This window comes from Flavobacterium sp. FG68 (genome assembly GCF_057808895.1).
This window is the reverse complement of sequence record NZ_JBMDIY010000020.1, coordinates 1-11,699: the sequence shown is the minus strand read 5'-3', so window position 1 is coordinate 11,699 and position 11,699 is coordinate 1. Positions and strand designations below refer to the sequence as shown.

The following is an 11,699-nucleotide window of genomic DNA, read 5'->3' as shown; positions in this document are numbered from 1 at the left end:
TATAAAAATGATTGCAAGTCAGTTACTAGAAAATGAATATTCGGGTCATTTTGGCACTTATATCAGAGAAGCCGGCGATGGAAAATTAATCGAAGAATTAGAAATCTCTCTTCATGATTTTATCCGATTTGTTCAAAATATTCCAATGGATAAATTTGATTATCGCTATGCAGAAGGGAAGTGGACAATTAAGGATATCATTCAGCATATTATAGATACTGAACGTATTTTTGCTTATCGTGCTTTGAGATTTTCAAGAAACGATAAAACGCCTTTGCCAAGTTTTGAAGAAGATGATTACGCAAATAATACAGAATCAAATAAAAGAAGTATTCAGGATTTGTTAACTGAACTTTCTGCTTTAAGACATTCAACTTTATTGTTTTACAAAAGTTTATCTGAAGATCAGCTTAAAAGACTTGGAACGGCTTCTGGTAATCAAATTTCTGTTCGAGCTTTGGGTTTTGTGATAATTGGGCATCAAAAACATCATCAAAAAGTTTTTGAAGAAAGATATTTGTAAAAGCTAAAATTATAAAAACTAAAAAAATCCTGTGAAGTAAATTCACAGGATTTTTTGCTTTTGTCATTTCGAGAAACGAGAAATCGCACTAGAAACTCGACAAAGATTACGATTCACCATAAGGAAATACTTGTGCGATTTCTCCTTTCGTCGAAATGACAAAAAAATCGCATTAATCCACGCCTTCGCGATAGCGAATCCGTAAAATCCGCGTGCCATCTACGCGAATATTATTTACCAATTAAATGCTTTCTCTCTAAAAATGCCAATCCAAATCGAATTTTATCATAAGACATTTTTTCTTCAAAGAATTCAAAATAAGGTCTTAAAGCGCTAGGATTTTCTAATTCTAATTGAGCTTTTTCAATCTCAATGATTTCTTTATCAGAAACAAACTGGCTTAAATCAAAATCGTTTCCATCAACATATAATTTCGCTAAATGAGAAACAATTGTGGTTTCACCCAAATTTCTTTGTCCAGCGATTTCTTCAATCGAAAGTCCATTTTGAAATAACTCTAAAGTTTTAGCATACGTGCTTTCTTTTTTGTCTTTTTTAACGACAGATTTATTTCTTTGAAACTCAATAATCGCCTTAATGAATTCTGCTCCATATTTTTCGAGTTTTGCTTTTCCAACACCTTCCACGGCAAGAAAATCTTCATCGCTCATTGGTCTTAAAATTTCCATATGTCTTAGCGAAGCGTCGCTGAAAATGACGTATGCCGGAACTTCTTCTTCCTGAGCAATTTCGTAACGTAATTTTCGAAGTGTTTCAAAAAGAGAATTTTTGGCAGCTGTTTTTGCTTTCTCTTGTTTTACTTCATTTTTATCAATTACTTTTTTAACAACCGTTGTCAGTTTTACTTTTTCTCCTTCAAACAAAACTTTTTTCGCAAAAGGCGTCAATAAAATTTTGTTATGCTGATGAAACGCAATTTCGCAATATCCTAGATTAATAAGCTGAATGAGGTATTGATTCCAATCGTACCAGGAAATATCGGCACCAATTCCGTACGTTTTTAGCGTTTGATAATTTTTTTCGTAGATATATGCGTTTTTTGAGCCTCTCAAAAAGTCAACAATCACAGCTAAAGGTTCAGATTCCTGTAATCTGGTAATAGCCGAAAGTGCTTTTTGCGCGAGAATCGTTCCATCAAAAAATGTTGGCGGATTTTTGCAAATATCGCAATTACCGCAATTCTCTGTAACGAGTTCTCCAAAATAAGAAAGAAGAATTTTTCGCCTGCAGCTTACTGCGTCTGCATATTGCTTCATTCGTTCTAATTTGGCAAGCTGAACATCAGAATTTAATCCTTCAGAAGCAAATTTTTGAAGCTGAATCACATCTGCATAACTTTCAAATAAAACTGTTTCAGCTGGTAATCCATCGCGGCCTGCACGCCCAATTTCCTGATAATAGCCTTCAATATTTTTAGGCAAATTATAATGAATTACCCAGCGAACATTTGATTTGTCGATTCCCATTCCAAATGCAATTGTAGCACATACAACCTGACAATCATCATTTATAAACTGATCCTGAGTTTTTGCTCGTGTTGTATTATCTAAACCTGCGTGATAGGCTTTTGCTACAATTCCGTTTTTAGATAATTTCTCTGCAAGTTCTTCTGTAGTTTTTCTGCTTAAGCAATAAATAATTCCTGATTCGTTAGGTTTATTCTCGACAAAATCAATAATTTGTTTTACACGATCTAAAGCTGGTCGCACTTCAAGACTTAAATTTGCGCGATCAAAAGAGGCAACAAAAGTTTTTGGGCTTTTTAAATTTAGCTGTTTGGTTATATCTGCACGTGTTGCTTTATCGGCTGTTGCAGTCAAAGCTAAAACTGGAGTAGAAGGGAAGCGGTTTTTTAAATATCCTAAATTGGTGTAGGCTGGTCTAAAATCATGACCCCAAGAAGAAATACAATGCGCTTCGTCAATTGCAATTAAACTGATTGTTAATTCGTTAAAAACATTATCTAAGTAAGATAAACTCTCCGGAGCAATATAAACGAGTTTAAAATTATTTGATTTTAAATTATCGATGTAAAACTGCTGTTCTTCAGATGATTGACTGCTGTTGATGTAACATGCGGCAATTCCGTTTGTTTTCAAACTGTCAACCTGATCTTTCATCAAGGCAATTAAAGGCGAAATAACTATAGTTATTCCGGGTAATATAAGTGCCGGCAGCTGAAAACAGATAGATTTTCCACCACCGGTAGGCATAATAGCTAATGTATCCTGTCCGGATAAAATAGTTTTTATTATCGTTTCCTGATTTGGCCTGAATTTTTCAAATCCGAAATTTTCTTTCAGTTTGGCGTGTAGTAATTCTGATTTCATATTGGCGAATAATTTATATTTTAAATATATTTCTTAAAATATAAATATAGTAATTTTCTTATAATTTGTTTGTATGGATAAATAAAAAAGGAACTCAAAATAGAGTTCCTTTGTCTTTATTTTAAAAGTAAATGATTAATCTTCGTCGTCCTCATCTTCGTCATCATCAGCTATATCGTCTGGATCTCTGTCTTCATCGTCATCATCTCCACCGTCAACGTCTGGTTTATCAAGATTGTCATCATCGTCATCGTCATCTGCAGCATCATCATCAAGATCAAGACCTTTAACTGGCTCGATTGTATCAACATCAAGATCGATATCGTCATCTTCATCATAATTTTCGATTCTGTCAGCAAGTTTAGTACTGATTTTTACTAAATAAATAGTGTCTTCAGTACGAACTTCAACAGCTTCTACTAATTCGTTTTTAGCGTTTCTAAAACGGATAACATCCGAATCATCATAACCATCAGGAAATTTTTCAACCAAAAGGTTTAAAATTTCGTTTGTCAGTTTGGCGTAGTCTACTATAACTCTTTTCATAAAAATATCCTATAAATCTAATAAATATGCAAAAATTAATGGTGCAACAATTGTAGCATCCGACTCTATAATAAATTTAGGGGTTTTGATATCTAATTTACCCCATGTGATTTTTTCATTTGGAACTGCCCCTGAATAAGAACCGTAACTTGTTGTTGAATCAGAGATTTGGCAGAAATAGCTCCAGAAAGGAACATCATGCATTTCCATATCCTGGTATAACATTGGCACAACGCAAATAGGGAAATCTCCAGCGATACCACCACCAATTTGGAAGAATCCAATACCATTTTGGCTGTTTTTTGAATACCAGTCAGCAAGGAAAGTCATGTATTCTATACCAGATTTCATTGTAGATGCTTTCAATTCACCTTTAATTACGTATGATGCAAAAATATTACCCATTGTACTATCTTCCCATCCCGGAACAATAATAGGTAAATTTTTCTCAGCAGCAGCATACATCCAGCTGTCTTTTAAGTCAATTTCATAATATTCTTCTAAAACGCCTGATAATAACATTTTGTACATGAATTCATGTGGAAAATAACGTTCTCCTTTATCATCAGCATCTTTCCAAATTTTATAGATGTGTTTTTGTAAACGTCTAAAAGCCTCATGCTCAGGAATACAAGTATCTGTAACACGGTTTAATCCTCTTTCCAGTAAAGCCCATTCGTCTTCTGGTGTCAAATCACGGTAATTAGGAACTCTTTCGTAGTGAGAGTGAGCTACTAAATTCATGATATCTTCTTCTAGATTGGCTCCAGTACATGAAATAATTTGTACTTTATCTTGTCTAATTATTTCCGCAAAAATTTTACCAATTTCTGCTGTACTCATTGCACCAGCCATACTCACCAACATTTTAGATCCATTTGCTAATTGTTGTTCGTATTCTTTGGCTGCATCTACCAGTGAAGCAGAATTAAAGTGTAAATAATGTTTTTCAATAAACTGACTGATTGGTCCTTTCATTTTGTTTTTTGTTTTTTTGTTTTTTTTGAATTAAAAGTTTTTAACCTTTTGGATATATGCAAATTAATAATTTTCTAATTATTAACCTTAATTAATTTACAGTTTTTTTTTACAATTTTTTCTTGTAACCTAATATTTTTAATACGTCGTCTGAAGTCTGTTGTTCAGAGAAAACTTCTGTTGCAAGAATTCCATTTTCATCGCGATCTATCAAAATATGTTTAGGCTGCGGAATCAAACAGTGGTGCAAACCTCCGTAACCTCCAATTGTTTCCTGATATGCTCCAGTATTAAAGAAACCAATATACAATGGCTTTTCTTTGTTGTATTTAGGCAGATAAATGGCGTTCATATTTTGTTCTGAATTGTAATAATCATCACTATCACAAGTCAATCCACCTAACAGAACCCGCTCGTAAGTATCATTCCAGCGATTAATCGCCAGCATAATAAAACGTTTATTGATAGCCCAGGTATCTGGAAGAGTAGTAATGAAAGAAGAATCGATCATGTTCCATTTTTCTCTATCATTTTGTTGTTTTTGATACAAAATCTGATAGATTGCTCCACCGCTTTCACCTACAGTAAACGATCCAAATTCAGTAAATATGTTTGGAACATCAACTTCGGCTTCATCACAAGCTATTTTAATTTGATTGATAATTTCATCAATCATATATTGATAATCATATTCAAATGCCAGCGAGTTTTTAATTGGGAAACCGCCTCCAATGTTCAAACCATCAAGAGTAGGGCATTCCTTTTTAAGTGCAATGTATACTTTAATACATTTTACAAGCTCGTTCCAGTAATATGAAGTATCGTTTATTCCGGTATTAATGAAAAAGTGAAGCATTTTAAGCTCTAATTTATCATTTTCCTGAATTTGTTTTTTGTAAAACGATACGATGTTTTTATAACCAATTCCTAATCTTGATGTATAAAACTCAAATTTAGGTTCTTCTTCGGCAGCAATACGGATTCCAATTTTGAATTTTCCTTTGATTTCTCCCTGAAGTAAATCAAGTTCTTCGTAATTGTCAATAATCGGAATAGTATTTTTATGTCCGTTATTAATTAACCTCGCAATATTATTGATGTATTCGTCTCTTTTAAAACCGTTACAAATTACATAAGTACTTTTGTTGATTTTACCATTTTCTAATAAATTCTCAACAATATTAACATCAAAAGCAGATGATGTTTCAATATGAATGTTGTTTTTGAAAGCTTCATTCATAATGTATTCAAAATGAGAGCTTTTTGTACAATAACAATAGTAATATTTTGCTTCGTATTTATTCTTTTCCATTGCGTTTCTGAACCAGGCTTTTGCCTTATTGATGTTTTCAGAAATTTGAGGTAAATAAGTAAACTTTAATGGAGTACCATATTGTTCAACCAATTTCATCAAATCGATGTTATGAAACTGAAGGTTGTCTTTGCTTAGTTTAAATTCCTCTTGAGGGAAGTAATAGGTTTGATTTATTAGGTCCGAATATTTTGTATTCATTTATATTTCAATATTTTAAGTAGTAATTATTAAATTTAGTGATTTTCTTCTAAATTTAAAATTCAAACTCTAATATTAGCAAATATAATTTGCAGTTTTTCGTGTTCTGCTTTCGAACATTGGAAAACATCAAAACAAAACGGGCTTTTACTATTATAAAAACGATTCAACATTCTAAGTAAAGAACTGTTGAGGCGGTTTCTGTAAGAGCTGAATTGTCTTTGTTTATTGTTTGTTTTCATTGTGGCAAATGTAAAAAATAATATATACCAAAAGCAATGCTTTTAATTAAAAAAAGTTTAAGATTTATAATCTTGAAACGCAGCTAGAATTAATTTATTTTCAACGGATTGGTTAATTTTTATCTTTCCGATTCCTTCAATTAAAGCAAATTGAATCAATCCGTATTCATTTTTTTTGTCATGAATAAGCAATTCCAGGATAGGATCGATGTCATTTTCTTCAAATTTTACATCGTCATAAATTGCTTTTATAGCCGTTTTTATTTCAGAATATTCTTCGGAAGTAATTAAATCTTTATGAAGGGAAATATAACTTTCTAAGATCATTCCCACAGCAATTGCTTCACCGTGTAATAAAGTTATTTTAGATTCACTCTCTAAAAAGTAGCTTTCGATGGCATGACCAAGAGTATGTCCGAAATTAAGTGCTTTACGGATATTTTTTTCTGTTGGGTCCTGAATTACGATTTCGTTCTTAATTTCAACCGAACGGTAAATTAATTGATCTAATGCATTATAATCAATAGCACCAAGATCAAGGAATTCTTTCCAGTAAGCTGCATCATAAATTAAACCGTGTTTCAGCATTTCTGCAAGTCCGGAACGCATCTCACTTTGTGGTAAAGTTTCAAGATATTCGGTATCGATTAAAACCATTTGCGGAACATTTATAACTCCAATCTGGTTTTTAAGGTTTCCTAAGTCAACTCCGGTTTTTCCTCCCACAGAAGCATCAACCATAGATAATAGGGTAGTAGGGATATTTATAAAATCAACTCCTCTTTTAAAAGTTGAAGCTACAAAACCGCCTAAATCTGTTACAACACCGCCTCCAAGATTGATTATAAGTGATTTTCTATCTGCACCAAGCTCTGTTAAAACATGCCAGATTTCAATAGAGGTTTCTATATTTTTATTGGCTTCTCCTGCTTCAAATTCAATAATTTCAATATTTAAGTCTGTTTCAATTACAGGTAAAAGTTTTGGCAGGCAATACTCATTTGTCTCAGTATCAACAATAATAAAAATATTTGAGTATTTATTTTCTTTTAAATGTTTATTTAAAGCTTCGTATGCATGTTGGTTAAAATGCACGAGATAATTGTTCGCTTGAATAGATTGCATAATTCTTCGGTTAATTGAAACCGCAAAATAAGGCATTTTTAACTAAAATATATTCAAATTTTGACCCTAATTTGTTTAAAAACGAATCATTCTAAATTAATGTTTAAAAGAACAGAAACTATTTACACATCTTAAGTAATTGTTGTGCATCAGAATAGTTTTTGCTTTTTGATATATTTAAATATTTACAGGCATTCACTTTGTCATTTTCTTTTAAATAACAAATTGCAAGGAAATATTCTGTTTTTCCGCCATTTAAGCCCGGATATTTTAAAGCATTCAATAAATAAATAATTGATTGCTTTTTTTGACTGGCCAACTTTTAAATAATAGAATCCAATATTTTGTGCAGCGTAAATACTTTTTGAATCAATTTTTAAAGCTTTTTGATAAGATTCCAAAGCTTCATCCATTTTTTTCTGTTCTTCAAAATTTTGTCCTTCCGTAATTAAATCGGCAATCAAAAGATCATTTTTGCGTTTTTTTAATGCTGCTTCATCTGCAAAATTATTATTTTGACTCGTAGCTATTAATTGTTTGGCTGCAGGATAATTTTTATCTTTTGATAAATTAAAATATTTAAGAGCATTCGTTTTATCATTTTCTTTTAAATAAGCAATACCTAAGAAAAACTCTGTCTTTCCACCATTTAAACCATGATATTTTAATGCTTCAAGTAAAGCATTTATTGCTTTTTTGTTTTGGCCTTGCTTTAAATAATTGAATCCTATATTTTGTGATACATAAATATTTTTAGGATCAATTTTTAATGCTTTTTCATAGGATTGGAGAGCATTATTCAAATTAGATTTATTCTCAAAATTCTGCCCTCCAGTTAGATAACTCGTAATTAAGAGTTGATTTTTTTGAGCTGTTAAAGTACTATCCTCAGGAAATTTTTTCAATCCCTGATCAATAAACTTAAGTAAATTTTGACAATTATAACCTGAAAATTTAAGCCCGCGGGCTGCAAGATCCCATGTTTGAGGCATTGGTCTGTATTGAGAAAATAATGTATGTTGTTTTACAATTTCAGTTGTATCTCTTTTTGAAATAGCAAAATTAATTGAAGTCTTAAATATGTCATAATTTCTTGGACGCAGATAGAATGCCTGCTTTATATAAATATAAGCACTGTCAATATTGCCTTTATGCTTAGATATAACTTGTTTGTAAAACTCAATACGTCCGGCATAGCCATTAATTTTACTTGCTTTTGAAAAACATTTTAAAGCTTTATCATATTGTTTTTCACGAACATAATAAATTCCGGCATATTCATAAAATGACTCTGAACTGCTAAAAGTATTTGGATACGCAGGCATTTTATTTACTACCTGATCTCCTGTAAGAAATCCTTTTAGGTTCACATTTATATTGTCACGGGCAATTAAGTACTCTAAATTTGATGCTTTATAAATTATAAAAGCAGAATAGCTCGTTAGTATTGATACAACAATTATAATTGGAGCTATAATTTTTAGTGAAAATATTTCATTTGGTAATGCTATTTGATTTGTTTCGGAATTAGTTAAGGTCAAGGCTAAAATTAAACTCAAAAATATTGCCATCGTAGGTCTGTACATTGGGAAATTAAAGAATGAATCTATTCCGTATACAATTAAAAGCAATAAGGCTAACAGAGCAATTGTTTGGGATTCTTTGTTTTTTGGTTTTAGAATTCTTTTTAGATTTATAATAAAGACACCAATAAATATTGAAAGATAAATTAAGCCGTTTATTATTCCTGTTTCGGCTAAAATTTCAATAAAATCATTATGCGCGTGTAAAGAAACCGTCGAATCGTTTGAAGTTGTTCTTTCGTAAGGAATTGATTCAACTTGGTAATTCCCTAAACCAATTCCCATAATTGGATTATTTTTACTGATTTGGATTGCATTTTTCCAAAATATTAATCTAGCTTTTGAAGATTCATCTTTTGTATTTATCTGGCTTACTCTATTTTCTAAGGAAACATATCTCCCTTTATGCTTTGATTTTTGAAATATTGAGTTTGCAAATAATATTGCAGTTAATATCGGAATTATTAAGAATAAAATTTTAGAAACCGTTGTTCTTTTAAATGAGAATTCTTTTAGGAGATAAATAATATAAATTAAATAGATCAGAAATAAGTTAATAAGCGGTGTTCTGGCTCCCGTTAAGAAAATAACTGAAGTGACCGAAAATAAGATAAAAACTAAAAACCACTTTTTGTATGTAGTAAAATGAGTTATGCCCAGCAATAAAAAAGGAACTTTAATAGTTAGACTGGCCGCCAAAATATTTATATTTCCTGTATTTCCTTTTATCCCACTTAATAAATCCATAATTGAAGCATGACGCGGAATAATAATAAAATGGCAAAGCTGTTGCCAGGATTGAATTAACGCACTAATGCTTACAATGAATATAATTTTATAAAGGAGATCTAATTTATTTTTTAAAAGAATAGAAAGGTTTATAAATAAGCAGAATACAATTACTATTTCTGTAAATTTTGTAAACACTAATGAGGTGTTTTTTGCAACAAAATAAGATATAGCACAAAAGAAAAGGAAGGCTAAATACAATTTAAAAATATAACTTCTCTTAAAAGTGGGCCAAATATCTGCAGCAATCAAAGAAGGATTATAGTAAAAATAAACAGTAATAATTACGTTAATTACTGAAAGGTATAAAAACTGTGGATTAATGATTTCTACACTTTTAAAATATGGCAAAAAGTCAATTATTAATAACGAAGAGATAAAAAGGAGAACTATAAAATTAGGAATAGAATATTTTCCTTTTACTTCACTTATAATACTATCAATTTATTGAGTATTCATACGTTTTCATTTTTTTGCAAAATTACGTAAAAATTAAAGTAAAATCCTACTTTCAAAACAAAGAATATTTTTAAGAGGTTTAAAGATATCAAAAAATATCATACGATTTCGTAAATAATATTCAAAACAGTCTATATCTTTGTACAAAAACTAAACTTAATGGAAAAAATATTCGATAACACTCAGGTTGCTTTTTCACTTAAAAGTGATACAGAACTTGACAGGGCTTATTTTCTTTTTAAAATGATTGATAGTGAGCCTTTAGTACGTATTGGAACTGCTGTTACAAATTTTGCAATCAAAGCACATCTTCCGGTTGAAGGATTGATTCGTGCAACGGTTTTTGATCATTTTTGCGGCGGAGTAAATGAAGATGACTGTTTAACCGTAGTAGATAAAATGTTTACCAAAGGCGTTTCATCTGTATTAGATTATTCAGTTGAAGGAAAAGAAGAAGAAGCACAGTTTGATGCTGCTTTAGAAATGACCTTAAAAACTATTGAATTTGCAAAAGAACGTTTAGCGATCCCGTTTGCAGTATTTAAGCCAACAGGTTTAGGCCGTTTTGAATTGTATGAGAAATTAGGAGAAAAACAAACTTTAAGTCCAGCAGAACAAGAAGAATGGAATAGAGTTGTAAATCGTTTTGATCAGGTTTGTAGTGAAGCCCACAAAAAAGACGTAGCATTATTAATTGACGGTGAAGAAAGCTGGATGCAGGATGCTGCCGACGAATTAGTTACTGATATGATGCGTAAATACAATAAAGAAAAAGCTATTGTATTTAACACTTTACAAATGTACCGTTGGGATCGTTTGGATTATTTGAAAAAATTGCATGAAGTTGCTAAGGCCGAAGGTTTCTTTATTGGAATGAAATTGGTTCGAGGCGCTTACATGGAAAAAGAAAACAAGAGAGCTGAAGAAAAAGGATATGTTTCGCCAATTTGCGTTTCTAAAGAGGCAACAGATATTAATTATGACGCTGCTGTTCACTATATGTTAGAGCATTTAGAAACAATGGCGATTTTTGCAGGAACTCATAACGAATTGAGTTCATACAAATTAATGGAAATGATGGTTGAAAAAGAAATTGCCAAAAACGACAAAAGAATCTGGTTTGGTCAATTATATGGTATGAGCGATAATATTAGCTACAACTTAGCTGAAAACGGTTATAATGTAGCAAAATATCTTCCGTTTGGGCCTGTAAAAGATGTTATGCCGTACTTAATTCGCCGTGCCGAAGAAAATACTTCGGTTGCTGGGCAAACAAGCCGCGAATTATCTATGATTAAAGCTGAACGTAAACGTAGAAAAGGGAAATAATAGTTTCCAGTCTCGGTTTACAGTTTACACATAAAAAAGCTCCAATTTTAATTGGGGCTTTTTTGTTATTTCAATTCTTTATCAAACTGGACTAAAGTCCAGCCCTACAATATGGATCGAGCCAGAGGCTCTTTTTATAGTTCCAAAGGAACAAATTATGTTGTAGAGTTGGGCTTTAGTCCAGTTTAACTAAATATGGATCGAGACAAAGGCTCTTAAGTAGTTCCGAAGGAACAAATTATATTGTAGAGCTGGACTTTA

8 protein-coding genes are annotated in these 11,699 nt (G+C 31.5%); 2 read left to right on the top strand and 6 right to left on the bottom strand.

The genetic code is table 11. The features are described from left to right. Window positions 1-7: 7 nt before the first annotated feature. On the top strand, window positions 8-523 hold the full coding sequence (locus tag ACODSB_RS13785) for a DinB family protein (protein ID WP_256634956.1): 516 nt from the start codon (window positions 8-10) through the stop codon (window positions 521-523). 230 nt (window positions 524-753) lie between these two features. Here ACODSB_RS13785 and recQ read toward each other — a convergent pair whose 3' ends face one another. The 6 genes from recQ to ACODSB_RS13755 all read right to left on the bottom strand — a co-directional run bounded on the left by recQ (window position 754) and on the right by ACODSB_RS13755 (window position 9,608). Continuing rightward, complete coding sequence (gene recQ / locus ACODSB_RS13780; protein WP_488937474.1) at window positions 754-2,874, bottom strand: DNA helicase RecQ; 2,121 nt, start codon at window positions 2,872-2,874, stop codon at window positions 754-756. A 135-nt stretch (window positions 2,875-3,009) separates the two neighbouring features. Next, window positions 3,010-3,420: a DNA primase gene (locus ACODSB_RS13775; RefSeq protein WP_256634954.1), complete on the bottom strand. Its 411-nt coding sequence runs from the start codon at window positions 3,418-3,420 to the stop codon at window positions 3,010-3,012. A 9-nt stretch (window positions 3,421-3,429) separates the two neighbouring features. Then, window positions 3,430-4,398 (bottom strand): deoxyhypusine synthase family protein, encoded by a 969-nt coding sequence (locus tag ACODSB_RS13770; protein ID WP_056209248.1) that lies wholly within the window; start codon window positions 4,396-4,398, stop codon window positions 3,430-3,432. 109 nt (window positions 4,399-4,507) lie between these two features. Next, window positions 4,508-5,911 carry a type III PLP-dependent enzyme domain-containing protein gene (locus ACODSB_RS13765; RefSeq protein WP_053473228.1) on the bottom strand — a complete coding sequence of 468 codons (1,404 nt, stop codon included), beginning with the start codon at window positions 5,909-5,911 and terminating at the stop codon, window positions 4,508-4,510. A 299-nt stretch (window positions 5,912-6,210) separates the two neighbouring features. Continuing rightward, entirely contained in the window at window positions 6,211-7,278 is a 1,068-nt protein-coding gene (gene aroB, locus ACODSB_RS13760) for a 3-dehydroquinate synthase (RefSeq protein WP_488937473.1), read from the bottom strand. 203 nt (window positions 7,279-7,481) lie between these two features. Then, complete coding sequence (locus ACODSB_RS13755) at window positions 7,482-9,608, bottom strand: O-antigen ligase family protein (RefSeq protein WP_488937472.1); 2,127 nt, start codon at window positions 9,606-9,608, stop codon at window positions 7,482-7,484. Window positions 9,609-10,268: 660 nt separating this feature from the next. Between ACODSB_RS13755 and ACODSB_RS13750 the strand changes: the two genes are divergently transcribed. Next, window positions 10,269-11,438 carry a proline dehydrogenase family protein gene (locus ACODSB_RS13750; protein ID WP_488937471.1) on the top strand — a complete coding sequence of 390 codons (1,170 nt, stop codon included), beginning with the start codon at window positions 10,269-10,271 and terminating at the stop codon, window positions 11,436-11,438. The last annotated feature ends 261 nt before the right edge of the window (window positions 11,439-11,699 follow it).

What these genes read in the sequence shown, in the direction of transcription:
- ACODSB_RS13785 (WP_256634956.1), top strand. Translation starts at nt 8, where the DNA reads ATGATTGCAAGTCAGTTACTAGAAAATGAATATTCGGGTCATTTTGGC.
- recQ (WP_488937474.1), bottom strand. Translation starts at nt 2,874, where the DNA reads ATGAAATCAGAATTACTACACGCCAAACTGAAAGAAAATTTCGGATTT.
- ACODSB_RS13775 (WP_256634954.1), bottom strand. Translation starts at nt 3,420, where the DNA reads ATGAAAAGAGTTATAGTAGACTACGCCAAACTGACAAACGAAATTTTA.
- ACODSB_RS13770 (WP_056209248.1), bottom strand. Translation starts at nt 4,398, where the DNA reads ATGAAAGGACCAATCAGTCAGTTTATTGAAAAACATTATTTACACTTT.
- ACODSB_RS13765 (WP_053473228.1), bottom strand. Translation starts at nt 5,911, where the DNA reads ATGAATACAAAATATTCGGACCTAATAAATCAAACCTATTACTTCCCT.
- aroB (WP_488937473.1), bottom strand. Translation starts at nt 7,278, where the DNA reads ATGCAATCTATTCAAGCGAACAATTATCTCGTGCATTTTAACCAACAT.
- ACODSB_RS13755 (WP_488937472.1), bottom strand. Translation starts at nt 9,608, where the DNA reads ATGGATTTATTAAGTGGGATAAAAGGAAATACAGGAAATATAAATATT.
- ACODSB_RS13750 (WP_488937471.1), top strand. Translation starts at nt 10,269, where the DNA reads ATGGAAAAAATATTCGATAACACTCAGGTTGCTTTTTCACTTAAAAGT.